This window comes from Microcoleus sp. PH2017_24_DOB_U_A, assembly GCF_020738205.1.
Taxonomy (GTDB): Bacteria; Cyanobacteriota; Cyanobacteriia; order Cyanobacteriales; family Microcoleaceae; genus Microcoleus.
Genome location: NZ_JAEQCT010000110.1, coordinates 1 through 15541 on the forward strand (window position 1 = coordinate 1; position 15541 = coordinate 15541).

Annotated in this window: 17 protein-coding genes; 8 read left to right on the plus strand and 9 right to left on the minus strand. The window is 44.2% G+C overall.

Going from position 1 to position 15541, the window contains the following annotated elements:
* Window positions 1–87: 87 nt before the first annotated feature.
* From JGK07_RS26945 to JGK07_RS26965, 5 genes are all read right to left on the minus strand, one after another.
* Window positions 88–270 carry a hypothetical protein gene (locus tag JGK07_RS26945; RefSeq protein WP_293214390.1) on the minus strand — a complete coding sequence of 61 codons (183 nt, stop codon included), beginning with the start codon at window positions 268–270 and terminating at the stop codon, window positions 88–90.
* Between the two features lie 87 nt (window positions 271–357).
* The gene (locus JGK07_RS26950) at window positions 358–1203 is read right to left on the minus strand and encodes a hypothetical protein (RefSeq protein WP_293228904.1); all 846 of its coding nucleotides are present in this window, start codon (window positions 1201–1203) and stop codon (window positions 358–360) included.
* Window positions 1204–1687: 484 nt separating this feature from the next.
* The gene (locus JGK07_RS26955; RefSeq protein WP_293228906.1) at window positions 1688–2005 is read right to left on the minus strand and encodes a hypothetical protein; all 318 of its coding nucleotides are present in this window, start codon (window positions 2003–2005) and stop codon (window positions 1688–1690) included.
* 6 nt (window positions 2006–2011) lie between these two features.
* Window positions 2012–2749 carry a hypothetical protein gene (locus JGK07_RS26960; protein WP_293228908.1) on the minus strand — a complete coding sequence of 246 codons (738 nt, stop codon included), beginning with the start codon at window positions 2747–2749 and terminating at the stop codon, window positions 2012–2014.
* Window positions 2750–3301: 552 nt separating this feature from the next.
* The gene (locus JGK07_RS26965) at window positions 3302–3610 is read right to left on the minus strand and encodes a carbon dioxide-concentrating mechanism protein CcmK (protein ID WP_106149684.1); all 309 of its coding nucleotides are present in this window, start codon (window positions 3608–3610) and stop codon (window positions 3302–3304) included.
* A gap of 46 nt (window positions 3611–3656) precedes the next feature.
* Here JGK07_RS26965 and JGK07_RS26970 point away from each other — a divergent pair, with 46 nt between their 5' ends.
* Window positions 3657–3806 carry a hypothetical protein gene (locus JGK07_RS26970; RefSeq protein ID WP_293197480.1) on the plus strand — a complete coding sequence of 50 codons (150 nt, stop codon included), beginning with the start codon at window positions 3657–3659 and terminating at the stop codon, window positions 3804–3806.
* A gap of 255 nt (window positions 3807–4061) precedes the next feature.
* On the opposite strand, the gene JGK07_RS26975 is transcribed toward JGK07_RS26970, so the two are convergent.
* Window positions 4062–4379, minus strand: a complete 318-nt coding sequence (locus JGK07_RS26975; protein WP_293214398.1) for a DUF3067 family protein — start codon at window positions 4377–4379, stop codon at window positions 4062–4064.
* A gap of 206 nt (window positions 4380–4585) precedes the next feature.
* Here JGK07_RS26975 and petC point away from each other — a divergent pair, with 206 nt between their 5' ends.
* From petC to JGK07_RS27005, 6 genes are all read left to right on the plus strand, one after another.
* The gene (petC, locus tag JGK07_RS26980) at window positions 4586–5128 is read left to right on the plus strand and encodes a cytochrome b6-f complex iron-sulfur subunit (protein WP_293184104.1); all 543 of its coding nucleotides are present in this window, start codon (window positions 4586–4588) and stop codon (window positions 5126–5128) included.
* A gap of 202 nt (window positions 5129–5330) precedes the next feature.
* Window positions 5331–6320: a cytochrome f gene (gene petA / locus JGK07_RS26985; RefSeq protein WP_293184106.1), complete on the plus strand. Its 990-nt coding sequence runs from the start codon at window positions 5331–5333 to the stop codon at window positions 6318–6320.
* Window positions 6321–6632: 312 nt separating this feature from the next.
* Window positions 6633–7484, plus strand: a complete 852-nt coding sequence (locus JGK07_RS26990; RefSeq protein WP_293242542.1) for an alpha/beta fold hydrolase — start codon at window positions 6633–6635, stop codon at window positions 7482–7484.
* Window positions 7485–7575: 91 nt separating this feature from the next.
* Window positions 7576–8019 carry a photosystem II protein PsbQ gene (psbQ, locus tag JGK07_RS26995; protein WP_293184111.1) on the plus strand — a complete coding sequence of 148 codons (444 nt, stop codon included), beginning with the start codon at window positions 7576–7578 and terminating at the stop codon, window positions 8017–8019.
* A gap of 365 nt (window positions 8020–8384) precedes the next feature.
* Window positions 8385–9554, plus strand: a complete 1170-nt coding sequence (locus tag JGK07_RS27000; protein WP_293242539.1) for an FAD-dependent oxidoreductase — start codon at window positions 8385–8387, stop codon at window positions 9552–9554.
* A gap of 51 nt (window positions 9555–9605) precedes the next feature.
* Window positions 9606–10088 (plus strand): hypothetical protein, encoded by a 483-nt coding sequence (locus JGK07_RS27005; protein ID WP_293184114.1) that lies wholly within the window; start codon window positions 9606–9608, stop codon window positions 10086–10088.
* 254 nt (window positions 10089–10342) lie between these two features.
* Here the strand turns inward: JGK07_RS27005 and JGK07_RS27010 are convergent, their stop codons facing one another.
* From JGK07_RS27010 to JGK07_RS27020, 3 genes are all read right to left on the minus strand, one after another.
* Window positions 10343–10759: an NUDIX hydrolase gene (locus JGK07_RS27010; protein WP_293184117.1), complete on the minus strand. Its 417-nt coding sequence runs from the start codon at window positions 10757–10759 to the stop codon at window positions 10343–10345.
* Between the two features lie 321 nt (window positions 10760–11080).
* Window positions 11081–11362: a hypothetical protein gene (locus tag JGK07_RS27015; protein WP_293197484.1), complete on the minus strand. Its 282-nt coding sequence runs from the start codon at window positions 11360–11362 to the stop codon at window positions 11081–11083.
* A 78-nt stretch (window positions 11363–11440) separates the two neighbouring features.
* Complete coding sequence (locus tag JGK07_RS27020) at window positions 11441–14059, minus strand: M1 family metallopeptidase (RefSeq protein ID WP_293189849.1); 2619 nt, start codon at window positions 14057–14059, stop codon at window positions 11441–11443.
* Window positions 14060–14286: 227 nt separating this feature from the next.
* On the opposite strand from JGK07_RS27020, the gene JGK07_RS27025 reads away from it, so the two are divergent.
* Window positions 14287–15369: a class I fructose-bisphosphate aldolase gene (locus JGK07_RS27025; protein ID WP_293184119.1), complete on the plus strand. Its 1083-nt coding sequence runs from the start codon at window positions 14287–14289 to the stop codon at window positions 15367–15369.
* Window positions 15370–15541: the final 172 nt, after the last annotated feature.

A 15541-nucleotide genomic window follows, 5' to 3' on the forward strand; every position in this document is an offset into this window, starting at 1 on the left:
AATGTCTTTATCTCCACATAAACTGCCTAATTATCAACAAGGCATAAGAGCTATGAGCCTTATTCTATCAGCGTTATAGGCGACTTGTCACCCCGACAGCGGATTGAGAAAGACTTTGCCTCGTCCAGAATCGTATTTTACTTCTGGCACATAGTTTTGAATAGCACCGCCTCCTACGGGTGTAATAGAGAAAGCTTCGCATTTTTGACTTGTTAGTGTCACAAGCAAAGGTGTTACAAATAAAAACAGGGAATATCTGGGTAATGACATTTTTTTATCCTCTATAAAGTAGATATCTAACATTTATCAACCTTTGTTGGAAGTATCTTATAATGGCAATCTTGCAGCAATTTATGTTCAAAGGTGGACTAAGCTGATATTCTTTGAGGGAGTAGTTCCCCGACCTACCCAGATTTTTTCTTCTGTCCTTGGTACTTGCGTTATTAGTTCGCAGAGTCGTACTATTGTGCTGCGGACATCATACTCTAAAGCAATCGAGTACACGCCAGGACTGAGAGGCTCATAAATCCAAGGGGCACCTTGAGCATTAGTACCTTCAAGCTGAAGCTGATTATTCTGCCACTGAAGTATCCAGTTCCAAACGAAAGTTTCACTTTTTCCAGGTTTGATTGACGGACAAAGGGGTTTGTTTAAGGTCGGTGGATCAGATGAAATTACCTTGTTGGCTATTTTTAATTCTTGACCATCCATTTTTATAATCTTTGGACCAAAGCTAAGCGCCAAGGGGACGCGAATAGACTCTGATGTTTTGTTGGTAATGCGGACACCAAATTGCACAGGGGTATTTGCACCGTGCAGATTGGCTGGAATTGGCCATATCGGGTTAAACACCACAGTTTCTAAATGGATACCATCTACTTCAACTACATTGCTATGTGTTGATTCAAAGGATGTCAATTCAGTTGCCCTCCCCAGTTGGGCATCAACACCCCCAGCTAACAATCTGGGTACATGGCCGAGCGCGATTACACCAGAAGTGTCAGGTTGTTTTTTGGGGAGGGTCAATACAGGCTCTGGCATTATGCTTTCAAAGCGGATGCCATCAATTTCAGCGGATTTCAACTCAGCCACCCTGGTTATTCCTATATCAGAGGGCGTTGTCCCTCCTGCGGACTTATGGCTCAGTTCGATTACACCCGAAAGGATTAAAGCCAATAAAAACAAGGCAAAATGCTTAATCACATGAATTAGCTCTGCTTTTTTAAAAGTGACTCATTACTATTTGACGATATATATTAGGACAAATCTATTAATCTTTTAAGCGTAAAAATACTGAACTTTTTTAGACCAATTTTCCCTACTACCAGCAGTAGAACGGCTCTCTCGAATGCTTAGTCCAAAAATTAGCGATCGATACAATTCACCGCAGTTTTTTACCATATTTCCCTAGAATCTGTAACGTTTTATTTAACTATTGGAAGCGCAACGAGGCTGCCGTTTTATTCGTAATCTGAAGAGCGAGTTTTACAAGAGTTGTAGCATAGGGCTTATTTGAGGGGATTGTCAAGACACGATCTGGCATGAAAATTTGAAAGTGAATGCCATCTACTTCAACTGTATTGCTGTTAATAGATACAGGTGTATAAATTTCCACGATCGACCAAATTGATTATTTAGGAGATACAGCAAACCATCTGTTTCTCTCTTCCTCCTCGTTTGACTCACTTTAAGGCGGAATCAGCCTAAACTCCACAAAAGGTGTATTCACCATTCCCATCCAGAGGTCTTCACATAAAAACTCTAATTTTTCTGTGAGGGATCTGTATGTTAAGTGAATCTGGTATGTACCGAAGGCGAGATCGTTAAACCTCGAACAGGATCTACCTCCACCTGAAACTATCAGGCTTAACAGATTATTTGCTTGCCTTGTAAGGCTAGCTTTGAGAAATAAAGTAATGCTTTCTCCTGGTTTCACAAGTTGTAAGTCGGATTCTTGAGGAATAACCCATCCCAGACTACCGCCACAGTCTAGGCGAGGTATCATACCATTTTATCCTATTAGTTGGGGAATCAATGTATCAAATAAGATAAAGCGAAAAGGAGTTGAGGTATTGTTGGTAATTTTCATCCCAATCTGTACGGGAATTTTCGCAGATGATGCGGTTAGTGGAACTCTTAAGCTTGGCTCAGGAACTAGCGTTTCAAAGCACATACTATCGACTTCTACTCGATTGTTGTGATGCGGCACAGGTTCAATAAATCGTAAATTAATCGCAGGACTTGCAAACAAACTTCTCTCACTTTCTTCTACTCTAATTATTTCCCCTGGTGAATTTTCTAATAAGAAATTATCGCCCGGAGTTAAGTAGATGAATCGAAGCTGGTAAGTTCCTAGTCGTAAAGGTTGAAACAAATAAATTTTCTCAGGCCCAATAATGGTTGTGGTAGTAGAAAAAAGACTCGTTTGGAGTTGCAGGCAGTTATTTTGCCAAAACAGCTTTGCCATAAAAGACCGCACTATAGCTCTATTTTGGGGAATTGCTATACCCTTGTAATAGTTAGTTGCTATTGGTCTATCGCTCGTTTTTTGAGGGCGTATTTCTTTACGGTCAACAGTAAAAAGTTCGGGCGTTAAAAATTTATCTATGAAAGGAAACAATCTTGGTATATTATTAGTAATTTCTATATGAATCTGTACAAATGTAGTTGCATTCGTACTGTTCTTCGGTACTGGCACGACTATAAATTCGGGTTCCCAGATTTCTATATCAATACCCTTTTGTTCCACTGTATTGTTGTCACTTCAATTAAAATCTGTCATATTTATTACCCTTTATATGCCCCAAGTTTTCATTAACAGTAACTATTTTCTGTACTTTATTTAATGCCAGGACTCTAAAAATGATGAAATTCAATATAAACTAGAAAAAATGCTTGCTCACATCAATTAGCATTGCTTGTTGAAAGTCACTTCTCAGCTATTTGAATATGTATTAGGAGGAATGCCTTCATATTGGAACCGTAAAAATACGGAATTTTTTCAACCAATTTTCTTTCCGAAGAGCAGTAAAAACACTAAATTGCACTCTCATGTTAATTTAACAACCGCAGATATATTGATAATGCGTTATGATTGATTAATTTAATAAATAGCACTTATTAAACTTGTTTATGCTTCCACCAAATATGTCGCATCATACCCAACTGCTGCAACATTACTTGTGTCCGCAGCAAAAAAAGATGGATAAACAGGCAATAAAAATATAGAGGTGCGATCGCCCGCGCCTCTATATTTTACTAAAAGTTAAAATTCCATACCAAAGTTTTGTCAAAACTTTGTCTACATTCGGAACTGTTCTACTTCAGGCGTATAGCCGATCGGCAAAATGTAATCGAGATTCTCGTGGGGACGAGCAATTATGTGATACGATAGCAACTTTCCGCCATCGACCTTTTTAACTGATTCAATTCCAGCAGCAACGGCTGCTTGCACTTCAGAGATATCTCCTCGAACTATAATTGTCCAGTAAGCACGGGTTATTTTTTCATAGCGAACTAAAGTAACTCGGGCTGCTTTCACCATTGAGTCTGCAACTTCTACGGCAGCGGGAAATCCTAAGACTTCAACCATTCCAACTGCAACACCCATTACAACATTCTCCTAAGTTTCACAAGATATCTGAGACTCATTGTATGTGAAAGTGTTGACAGAAATTGGTTCGGATGATTTTGGTCAGCTAGAAACCCGATCGCCCAAAATTAAAAAAACTCCAGAAGCTGTTGCGACATTTAAATCCCACAGCAGTCTTCGCGCCGGAAAGCCCGCCACATCAGAGTTTGAATAAAATAAACTGCAAAAATTAGCTGCGCGACAGCTTAGTTTCTCACCGCCAGCAAGTTGGCTGACAAATTTGCCTGACGATTTTTGGGACTTTCAACTTAAAAAATCCAGCCCCGCCCAGACACAAAACTTTACAAGCTGCGAAGGGGCGATCGACCGTTGTGGTTTCCCTTGCAGCGAGCAGAACGCTCGCACTCCGGTATCATTCGGATATGACTGATGACTGATGACTGATGACTATTGACTGATGACTAATGACTCAAAACTCGTCAAGCAACCACTCCGAGGCTCTTTCGCCCAAATCCAGGGGAATGCTGACAGCTTTGCCCAAGCGCGGACGATCGCGAGTAGTGACAATATATTCTCTCACCTGTTCGGTGCTGCCCCAGCCATTGAGGTAATTGGCCACCGCCTCCAAATGCTCGAAATAATCAGCCTCCGTCATCGGAAAAGACACCTGTTCCAAATATTTCCACATCACCTGCACAAAAATCTTGCCCCGCGTCCGCCGCAATCTGATATCGTAAGACTTTCCCCATTTTTGTAGGAGTAGCTGGTGTAAATCCTTGCCCGTCATGGTTGCTCCTGAGTGAATCTGTTAAACATTAAAAGACAAAGTTCAAAAAATGTAATAATACTCTAATAAAGGCTGGAAGGCGCATTCTTAAAAGGAATTTTCGCTGCCTCAAATTTGTGCGAGCAGATTAGCACCGATAGTCCGAGTTGTCTGCACGTACAAGTTGGCTCACAAACAAACGTAACTTAAAACCGTAAAGGCAGGTCATGGCTCAAACTTCTGCTGGAAATCCCGATGTTCCCGATATGGGGCGTCGCCAATTTATGAATTTGCTGACGTTCGGTACAGTCACAGGTGTGGCACTGGGCGCACTTTATCCCGTTGTCCAATATTTTGTTCCTCCGTCGAGTGGGGCTGTTGGCGGTGGCGTGACAGCTAAAGATGCCTTGGGTAACGACATCATCGTTAGCGAATATTTGACTTCGCACCCTGCGGGCGATCGCAGTTTGGCCCAAGGCCTCAAAGGCGACCCCACCTATCTCGTGGTGCAAAAAGACTTAACTCTCGCCGAATACGGCATCAACGCAGTCTGCACTCACTTAGGTTGCGTCGTGCCTTGGAATGCTAGCGAAAACAAGTTTATGTGTCCTTGTCATGGTTCTCAGTACAACAGTGAGGGCAAAGTGGTACGCGGCCCCGCACCTTTATCTCTCGCCTTGGCCCACGCCACTGTCGCAGATGACAAGGTGGCCTTTACCCCTTGGAAAGAAACAGATTTCCGCACCGGCGAAGCACCTACCTGGTCATAGTTATTAGTCATTAGTTAGCAGTTAGTAGTTAGTAGTTAGTCATTAGTCGTTAGTGGTTAGCAGTTAGTTTCAATAACCAATAACCAATAACCAATAACCAATAACCAATAACTAATAACTAATGACCAATGACCAATGACCAATGACTAATGACCAATGACTAATCACTAAATTGTCTGAACCTTTGAGATTGAATACTCTGATGCCACAAACTAACTTATCTGCGATATTTCGCCGCAGTGCCAGGACGATCGCCAAAACTGCCTTAATTGCGATCGCCGCCGCCGGATTTTTTCTTAGTAGCGACATCGCACTTCCCCAAGCAGCATTCGCTTACCCTTTCTGGGCCCAGCAAACAGCACCCGCTACTCCCCGCGAAGCAACTGGCAAAATTGTTTGCGCCAACTGTCACCTCGGTGCCAAACCGACTGAAGTAGAAGTCCCCCAATCTGTTTTACCTGACACAGTTTTTGAAGCAATTGTCAAAGTTCCCTACGATCAAAGCGTGCAGCAAGTTACCGGCGACGGTACTAAAGGCGGCTTGAACGTAGGCGCAGTTGTGATGTTACCCGAAGGTTTCAAGATTGCTCCCGCTGACAGAATTCCCGAAGAAATGAAGGAAAAAGTCGGCGATCTTTACTTCCAACCTTACAGCGAAACCCAAGAAAATATTGTGTTAGTGGGCCCGCTGCCTGGTGAACAATACAAAGAATTGGTATTCCCAGTTTTGTCGCCAAATCCCGCAACTGACAAGTCAGTTCACTACGGCAAATATCTAATTTATGTCGGTGGAAACCGCGGTCGCGGTCAGGTTTATCCTACTGGCGCCAAGAGCAACAATACTGTTTATAATGCCTCAGTAGCTGGCACTATTTCTAAAATTGCTCAACCCGAAGATGGTGGCTATGAAGTGACAATTCAACCAGCAGAAGGTGCAGCGGTTGTTGATACAATTCCCGCAGGCCCAGAACTGATTGTTACTGAAGGACAAACAGTTGCAGCCGCCGAACTTTTGACGAACAATCCTAATGTAGGCGGTTTCGGTCAAAAAGATGTAGAAATTGTGCTACAAAGTGCCAATCGAGTTACAGGATTGATGGCTTTCGTAGCTTTGACTATGTTGGCTCAAATTATGCTGGTTCTCAAGAAGAAACAGGTGGAAAAAGTTCAAGCTGCTGAAATGAATTTCTAAGCAGGACTTTCATGAGTTGGGTAAGGCGTTCAGTTATCATTGTCAACAAATACGTCTTGTGTAGTGCCAGACTGCTGCCTTACTATTAAGCCTAGATCCCCCCTAACCCCCCTTAAGAAGGGGGGAACAAGAGTATTCTTAAAGTCCCCCTTTTTAAGGGGGATTTAGGGGGATCGAGACTTAGATACAAACCTGAGATACAAAAGGTTTTAGGCAATTGTTGAGACTAATGGTGCTTTGTGCGTACCCAACTATTAAGTAAGTAAGGCGGGGAATACCCGCCTTATTCTTTGATAAATAACAAGTAAAATAATGCCAATTGATGAGAAAACAATTCAAGTAGGGTCACTGGAATGGTTTTATCGGGAAGCAAATCCGGTAAACGAAAGTGATAAATCACCAGTGTTGCTGCTGCACGGTATACCGTCCCAAAGCTTTACCTGGACTGCGATTATGCCGGATTTGGCGACCCAGGGATTTCGATCGATCGCGCCGGATTGGGTGGGCTACGGGCGATCGACAAAACCAGACAAACGCGACTTTGCTTATACTCCCGATGCCTTTGTAGACGCCCTCACAGGCTTTATTCAAACCCTAGAAGTAGACCGAGTTTCCCTAGTCGTCCAAGGATTTTTAGCATCTGCCGGCATTCAATACGCTTTACGAAACCCCGATAAGATCGATCGTTTAGTCATTATAAATACACCAATTTCAGCAGATATCAAATTGCCTTGGAAAATGCAGCAGTTGGGACTGCCATTTATTGGCGATATGCTGACGCAAGACCCACTTTTGGTGGACAGAACCCTCGAAGGCGGAAGTCGCATCAGGGTATTAGACAAGGATTTAGATGTTTACCGACGCCCGTTTTTGAAGAGCTCGGATGCAGGGCGATCGCTAATGAACACCATCCGCAACATTCAACTGCCAAAGTCAATGGCAGAAATTGAATCCGGCTTACAAGGATGGACAAGCCCAACCTTATTTGTGTGGGGTTTAACCGACCCTTGGCTGAGTGTTGAACCAGCTAAAAAATTAGTCAATTCCATGAAAAATGCCGAGTTAGTCACCCTAGAAGAAGTCTCCCATTATCCTCAAGAACATTGGTCAGAAAAAGTTGGCGGTGCTCTGATAACTTTTCTGCGCCAAAAGGAGGTAAAATAATATTTTGTACCTAACTCTCGGTGCAAAGTAGGGGCGGTGTCCCGGTGCCGGCCCGCAACGAGAAATCTAAAATCTAAAGTCTAAAATCGCTATGACTCGTCCCCGTTCCTTTTTTGCCTTGATGATGGCATTTTTGATGGCATTTCTGGTTAGTTGCAGCAGTGTCGAAGCAAAAGTTCCCACGACTTACACAGCAGCCCAGATCCAACAGATTCAGCGCTATGTTCCTACTCTGACAGAGTTCCGATCGCGCATGAACAACCTAGGAACCCTAATTCAGAAAAAAAATTGGATTGATGCCAAAACTTACATTCACGGGCCTCTCGGCGAATTGCGCGGCACCATGAAAACCGTGTCGGGCAGTTTGTTGCCGAAATCTCAACAGCAAGCTATGGATTTGACCAAGAGTTTGTTTGCTGATTTGGTAGAGATTGATAACGCTGCTAAAATGGCTGACAATGCCAAAATCACCGCTAGTTATAGCAAAGCTGTGAAGGATTTCGATACTTTCTTGCAGCTACTTCCTAAAGCCTAATCGCTTTAGTTTGTCGCGCAGATCGGACGTAGGGTTGAAACCTGGTTTACACACAAAAACACGGCGGTTGAAACCGCGTCTACACAGACGAACACGGCGGTTGAAACCGCGTCTACACACACGAAGTCCGCCTCCGCGGACTGAAGAAAATAACGTAAAACGTAATTTTTACTGCCACGGCGGTTGAAACCGCGTCTACACACACGAAGTCCACCTCCGTGGACTGAAGAAAATAACGTAAAACGTAATTTTTACTGCCCGTTCTTCAACCCGCGGAGGCGGGTTTCGTTTATGTAGCCGCGGTTTCTAACCGCCCGGTATTCTTCTGTACAATCTAAAATCTAAAATCTAAAATCTAAAATTGAATGGTTCGCATTGCAATTATTGGTTGCGGTATTGTCGGGGCTTCGATCGCCTTTGAACTAAGTAAATTTCCCGAATTAAAAGTCACTGTATTCGACAAACAGCCCCCAGTACAAGGTTCTACAGGTGCAGCCCTCGGCGTTTTGATGGGAGTTATCAGCCACAAAACTAAGGGCAGAAATTGGCATTTAAGGGAAACCAGCCTTCAGCGCTACGAAACTTTGATTCCTGAATTGGAAGCAGCTACGGGGCGGAAAATTCCATTTAACAAACAGGGAATTTTGCTGCTGTGTTCGGAAGGAGAAGATTTAAGTAAGTGGGAAAAGCTAGCAGCAACTCGCAAGTCTCAAGGTTGGAAATTAGAACTTTGGGAGGTGGAACAAGTGCGCGAGTTTTGCCCTCATCTTGATTTAAATCATAACATAATTGCTGGGATTTATTCGCCTCAAGACCGGCAAGTCGATCCAACTACTTTAACTTTAGCTTTGGTTGATGCTGCTAAGCTCAATGGAGTTAATTTTCAGTTTGGGGTAGAAGTTCAAGGCATCAAGAGCGGGCAAGATGCCTGTTCCACAACAAACTCCCTATCTTGTGGAACAGGCATCTTGCCTGTTACTGAAAATAGTACCAACCCCACAATAAACTTAATATCTTGTGGAACAGGCATCTTGCCTGTTACTGAAAAATTCGATCAACTAATTGTATCTGCTGGCTTAGGTACTGCTGCTGTCACTGCATCCTTAAATCAATTGGTGGACATTCGCCCGGTGTTGGGACAGGCGCTGCATTTGCGGTTGAAAAATCCCTTGGGAAACCCAGATTTTGCGCCAGTAATTACCTGCGATGACATTCACATTGTACCTTTGGCAAATCAAGAATGTTGGGTGGGGGCGACGGTAGAGTTTCCCGAAAACGGCGGGGAAGTGCAGGCGAATGCTGAGATGTTGGATGAAGTGATGGCAAGGGCGATCGCACTTTGTCCAGCCTTAGCCGAAGCTGAAATCATCCGAAAATGGTCGGGATTGCGCCCGCGCCCCGAAGGACGCCCAGCCCCAATTATCGAAGCGCTTCCCAGTAACAGCAAGGTTCTCATCGCTAGCGGCCACTACCGCAATGGTGTTCTGCTGGCCCCTGCTACCGCGCGATCGATCCGAGAAGCAATTTTGCAATAATTAACAAATGTTAATATAATCAATAAAGCCATTCATATCTTACATCTAAAAATGTCCGAAAAACCCTTAGGAAAGCCACGCATTTTGTGGCGAGTAATCTTGCTATCTGGAGTCAGCTTGCTGCTATATTACGGCTGGTACAAATGGATTATTCAAGAAGAATTGCGGAGTTATAACGGCAAGGGTTGGTCGGGGACACTTTGCTTATTGCCCTTTGTTTTAGGAGTAGCCATCCCCCAAGCTTTGCGGATATTCGACCCCGACGTTCCCGGATGGTTTGGTTGGTTTTCCTTCGTAGGAATTGCTTGGATTTACATCGTGCAGTTCAAACTTTATAACACAGTTAACGAACTTTATCGCCAAGAAGGAATTAAAGAACCGCTAACAGTTTGGTGGATGTTTGTACCAGGTTTAAATTTAATTGTTGGCTTGCGGCAAATTCATTTCTTAAGCCAGTTTTGGGCAAGAAAACAGGGCATTGAAGTCAAGGATAACTTAGCCGAAAGCCTTCCTTTTCTGTCAGCTAACGCTTGAGGTAAAACTTTTCACACCGATATCATAGGTTTGTAGTGAGGACTTCAGTCCTTTCCATTTACACCGGAATATTGATTTTCCGACTGTAGTGCGATAGACAAATTAGGTACGTAGTTGCGATGAAAGCGCTCTTTATAAGATTAGGAAAGAGCGCGCTAAAGCGCAACTACGTACCTTGGCCCAAATGCGAGCCGACCTTTCTCTATGTTTGAGTTAGTTAATTAGGACTAAAGTCCTCACTACGAACCTTTCAATCAGCAAAACCGATTCGGTAAATTAGCAAGAATAAGTTTAAGTTCCGGTTCATTAACCCGCTTAATTGCTTTCGGAATAGTTACCCACTGTCGCTTTCTACAGCTAGCTTCCGGCCATTTTTCCAGAACAGTTTGTACTTGCAGTAAAAATACTTCTACCTGACAAATATAGCCAGACTTTTGGTACTCATAAGTTCCCAGCAAATCAGGGAACACCTTACCCAACAAACCTGCTTCTTCCCAAGCTTCCTTAGCGGCGGAATCTTGAGGAGTCATATCAGGTTCAATTAACCCTTTAGGAATCACCCAACGCTTACCCGTTGAAGAAGTAATCACCATTACTTCAATTTGTCCGTTTTGAATGCGGTAGGGAATGACAGCCGATTGTTCTACCAATACAATAGTTCTTGTACTCATGATTTATGCAATCTTTAGGGTGCAAAGGCTGCTTCAACTTGATTGACAGTTGAAGATTCAAAACAAAAAAGTTGATACACCCCGATTATCTATTAGAACTTACCCACCGATACAGCAAAATCAGTTCCTTTTATGAAAAATAATTGCTGAAAGCTATTTTTTCATAAAAAAAGCCCGGTTTATTTATTGAGTGGGATTGCTTAAGTTCTATTTGCGCTCTCAGTCGAGACAATAACTAAGTCAGAAATAGAAATATGTAGGATTTTACCTGTGCTTAAAATACCAAACTTCAAGGCAATACAGCTAAAAAATAAGATTATTTTAATAACAGGGCGATCGCCAATCGCAAACTGCACCCAACACAACTAACGGCGTTTCGAGACTTTTGGCAAATTCATCCACAAAATAGATGGCTGCTGTTGAGCTGGTAAAATGTCTTCCAGGATACCTAATGCTAGAATTATTGTAACTGTTAGCTGGTAGGGTGCGTCGCCCGAAACAATCCTCGATCGCAGCGACAGTCTCATAGCGACGCACCTTACCAGAAAGAATTGGTTGAAAGTCGGAACCCTGATCGGGAGAAATTAAAATCAGACTATTCATTACTCCAATCCTCTTCCTTCTAGGTAGAGGTCGCTCTCAAACTGTCAACTGTCAAGCGGTCAACTGTCAACTGTTGAACTAATCTTTCTTCGCCTTAGCCTCCAGATTTTCCATCCGACTCTTCAAATCTTGATTGTCCTTTTTCACCTGATCTAACTCCTCGCGCAACTGCTTCACCGCTGCATCAGAACCAGCATTTTTCTGCACTCTTTGCACAGCTTCATCAGCCATCATGCGGACGCGGCCGTCTGGAGTTTGGTCAGCTAAAGAACGTAAAATTCTGATAGCTTTGCGAGTTTCCATCTGTCCTAAACCGACAACAACAGATACTTGAGTCAAGAAAAAAGTCTCTTTAGAAAGTTCTGCCAATCGATGCAAAATCCGTTCCAAATTGAGCTTAGTTTGACCTGTCGAAATTGTCCCCAAAGAGCGAATTGCAGCCAAGCGCAAAGCTTGCGGAGTACCGACGGCTGTGTATTTCAAAATCAGGTTGAGCGCATCTTCCGAAGTTTTCATTTGCGCCAAACCGGAAATAGCACCCGATCGCACAACCTCATTCCAGCCCTCACGCTCCTTCAAAACCAATTTTAACTCTTTGAGTACCTGTTCGTCCGTGGGTTTTTCGTCGGGATTCGCCCCTGCGATCGAACCCATAGCACTCGCTGCGGCCGCTTCTACATAATAGCTGTCATCGCCTTTTTCAACGATCGACCTCAGCGCCTTATAAGTCTCGTGAGTCTTGATTTTACCCAGCGCATTCACCACCGCACGGCGCACCCGAGCATCTTTATCCTTCAAACCAGTTACTAAACCATCAAAAGCTTGGTCGAGTTTAATATCAACCAACTGACCGGCTACTTCCGCCCGCACAGCCCAAAACGGCTCTTTTTTGAGAACTTCTGACAGCGCTTTCACAGCTTCCAAGCCTCCCTTTTTCGCCAAAGCGTGGGCGGCGTAAATCCTAGAAACCGGGTCTGGATCGAACTGTAACTGAGCTTTAAGTTCGGCAACTCCATACTCTAGAGCAACTGTTTTTAGGTATTTATTGCCGACATCAAAACTGATATATGCGGGCTTATCTTCTAGGGGAAAATAGAAACTTTGCTCGCGTTCGTGAACTCGAACCGTGAAAGTTTTTATATTAGCAGCATTTCGCTCATCTGCATCTTTTTCTGGTTTGTAACCGAAGCCGAGCGGAATTTTTAGGTCAAAGACATCTTTGCTGTTCCCGTTACCATTTTTGTTGTCTTTTACCTGAGTTTGGGTAATAGTAACCTTGGCTAATTTGCTGTCGCCGTCCCAGGAATAAGCAACTTTGTAATCTGGATGACCGCCACGATAAACGTACTGGTCAAACAAAAATGTCAGATTGCGACCGGTAGCTTTTTCGATCGCCCTTAGCAAATCGATCGTTTCCACAGTTTGGTGAGCGTTATCGCGCACAAAAGTGTGAATTGCTTTGTAAAATAGTTCGTCGCCCAACTCGGCGCGGATCATGTGATACACGCAAGCGCCTTTTTCGTACAAATGGCGATCGTACAATTCAATCGCTTCGCGGTAAACGTGAGTCACCATCGGGCGGCGGTAGCGAGAACTGTCTTCAGCTAAATAATTGCGGGCTTCACCTAACATATAATAAGCCGCATCTTCTTTGCCGTATTCTTGGTCAGTCCACAACACCTCACAATAGGAAGCCATGCCTTCTTTGATCCAAGCATGAGACCAATGTTTAATTACGACTAAATCGCCGAACCATTGGTGAGCTAATTCGTGGGCGACCAAGCTTTCTGTACCGCGATTGTCCAGGCTGGCGCGTTCATCTAACAAGCACCTATCTGTTAGCAAAGTTGTCGAAGTATTTTCCATGCCGCCGAAGATGAAATCATCGACGCAGACTTGAGCGTATTTAGGAAAAGGGTAAGGATAGCCAAATGCTTTAGAGAAAAATTCAATCATTTTCGGCGTTTTGCCCATGCTGCGCTTACCGTCAGCTTCGCGGCCTTTTTCCACGTAATAATTAACTGGTTTGCCGTTCCATTCATCTTTGATTTCAGCAAAATCTCCGACTGCTAAGGTCATTAAATATGTCGGGTGGATTTGGGTTTGCGACCAGTGATAAATCTTGTCGTCGCCATCGTTTTTTGTGCTAACTAATTCGCCGTTGGATATTGCAAAAAGTTGTCTGGGAACTTGCACGCGAATTTCGGAAGTTGCCAACTGTCCGGGATAGTCGAAACAGGGAAACCAGAAGCGAGAATCTTCGTCTTCGCCTTGAGTCCAAACTTGTGTTGGTTTGTCGGGATAGTGTTTGTCTGGCCCGACAAAATAGAGGCCGCGCTGGGGTTTTTCGACCGAGTATGCGATCGCAATTGTAATCGGTTCGTAAGCTGTTGTTGGTTCGTGCAGTTGAATTTGCAGCACTTCGCCGTCGCTGTCAAAATTCTGCTCGGTTTCCCCGACTTTGACAGATTTAATGTTCAGGTTGACAGCATCTAAGGTTAATTTGTCAATACCGCTGCGGACTGGATTTATGCGGATGCTGCAAGTGCCGCGAAAACTTTGTTTGGGAATATCGAGGACTAAATCGAGGAAAATATGCTCTACTTGTCCGGGGCGATCTGGGTTGTAGTGGGGCCTAGCACCGGGCATCTCGAAGGATTTGTGGCTGTTTTCAGAATCAAAGTAAGTGTGTGACATTGTGATGGAGGAGTTGTGAGTCGATCGGCGATCGCAGGCAGCAGCTATCGGGCGGAACTGCCAGCTTAATTACAGAGTAGCGCGTCCTAGTTGCTGTTGTCGCTAATGTTGTTAAAAATTCAGGCGATCGTTGCCAGGATGGAAAAAAAGATTTTTCAGTTACAATATCAGTAAGGCTAATGTCTGCAATCATCAGCCTGCCATTGAAATTGAGAGGGTAAATCTGCATGACAGCTACACTATCAGTTCCCAGTGCGATCGAATCTTGGCTAGGCGACGAAGCCGAAGACTTGCTCACCCATCAAGCAAAAATTTCTAAAGATTTGTTGCACCTGCCGGGCCCGGATTGGGTCGATCGCATTTTCGCTCAAACCGATCGCTCTCCTCAAGTTTTGCGATCGCTCCAGCAACTATATTCTAGCGGACGCTTGGCAAATACCGGCTATTTATCAATCCTGCCAGTAGACCAAGGAATCGAACACTCAGCGGCCGCTTCTTTTGCACCAAATCCCATCTATTTTGACAGCGAAAACATCATCAGACTAGCAATCTCCGCAGGATGCAATGCTGTCGCGACAACTCTCGGAGTGTTAGGAAGCGTATCTCGCAAATACGCGCACAAAATCCCTTTCATTCTCAAACTCAATCACAACGAACTGCTAACTTATCCCAATCAATCCGACCAAATAATGTTTGCTTCCGTCGAACAAGCTTGGAATTTGGGAGCCGTTGCAGTCGGAGCCACAATTTATTTTGGTTCCCCGGAATCGACCAGGCAAATCCAAGAAGTGAGTCAAGCTTTTGCCCACGCTCACGAGTACGGAATGGCAACAATTCTGTGGTGCTACCTCCGCAATGATATCTTCAAACAAGACAAAGATTATCACACAGCCGCTGATTTGACCGGGCAAGCAAATCACTTGGGAGTGACAATTCAAGCTGACATTATCAAGCAAAAATTGCCGGAGTGCAACAACGGTTACGAAGCTGTTGCTAAAGCTAGCGGTCATAGTTACGGCAAAACCGACAAGCGGGTTTATACTGATTTGACGACGGATCACCCGATCGATCTAACCCGCTATCAAGTCCTCAACTGTTATGCAGGAAGGATGGGTTTAATCAACTCCGGCGGTGCTTCGGGAAAAACCGATTTTGCCGAAGCCATTCGCACGGCGGTAATCAACAAACGCGCAGGCGGCTGCGGCTTAATTTCCGGCCGCAAAACTTTTCAGCGTCCGTTTGAAGAAGGCGTAAAATTGTTTAACGCCATTCAAGACGTTTATTTGTCGCCCGAAATCACGATCGCCTAAAACTTCACAGCACACTAAAATTAGGGTGCGTGCCGCGCACCCAATGCTATAAGGTTCGTAGTGCGGACTTGAGTCAGTAGAATAAAAGCAAGGTTCGTAGTGCGGACTTTAGTCCGCAAGGTGCATCTCAATGCAAGCGAATATATCCGTAGGGGCGAAGCATGACCGCAGT

Coding starts and splice junctions, on each gene's coding strand:
- JGK07_RS26945 (WP_293214390.1), bottom strand. CDS start 270: ATGTCATTACCCAGATATTCCCTGTTTTTATTTGTAACACCTTTGCTT.
- JGK07_RS26955 (WP_293228906.1), bottom strand. CDS start 2,005: ATGATACCTCGCCTAGACTGTGGCGGTAGTCTGGGATGGGTTATTCCT.
- JGK07_RS26965 (WP_106149684.1), bottom strand. CDS start 3,610: ATGGGTGTTGCAGTTGGAATGGTTGAAGTCTTAGGATTTCCCGCTGCC.
- JGK07_RS26975 (WP_293214398.1), bottom strand. CDS start 4,379: ATGACGGGCAAGGATTTACACCAGCTACTCCTACAAAAATGGGGAAAG.
- petC (WP_293184104.1), top strand. CDS start 4,586: ATGGCTCAAACTTCTGCTGGAAATCCCGATGTTCCCGATATGGGGCGT.
- petA (WP_293184106.1), top strand. CDS start 5,331: ATGCCACAAACTAACTTATCTGCGATATTTCGCCGCAGTGCCAGGACG.
- JGK07_RS26990 (WP_293242542.1), top strand. CDS start 6,633: ATGCCAATTGATGAGAAAACAATTCAAGTAGGGTCACTGGAATGGTTT.
- psbQ (WP_293184111.1), top strand. CDS start 7,576: ATGACTCGTCCCCGTTCCTTTTTTGCCTTGATGATGGCATTTTTGATG.
- JGK07_RS27000 (WP_293242539.1), top strand. CDS start 8,385: ATGGTTCGCATTGCAATTATTGGTTGCGGTATTGTCGGGGCTTCGATC.
- JGK07_RS27005 (WP_293184114.1), top strand. CDS start 9,606: ATGTCCGAAAAACCCTTAGGAAAGCCACGCATTTTGTGGCGAGTAATC.
- JGK07_RS27010 (WP_293184117.1), bottom strand. CDS start 10,759: ATGAGTACAAGAACTATTGTATTGGTAGAACAATCGGCTGTCATTCCC.
- JGK07_RS27015 (WP_293197484.1), bottom strand. CDS start 11,362: ATGAATAGTCTGATTTTAATTTCTCCCGATCAGGGTTCCGACTTTCAA.
- JGK07_RS27020 (WP_293189849.1), bottom strand. CDS start 14,059: ATGTCACACACTTACTTTGATTCTGAAAACAGCCACAAATCCTTCGAG.
- JGK07_RS27025 (WP_293184119.1), top strand. CDS start 14,287: ATGACAGCTACACTATCAGTTCCCAGTGCGATCGAATCTTGGCTAGGC.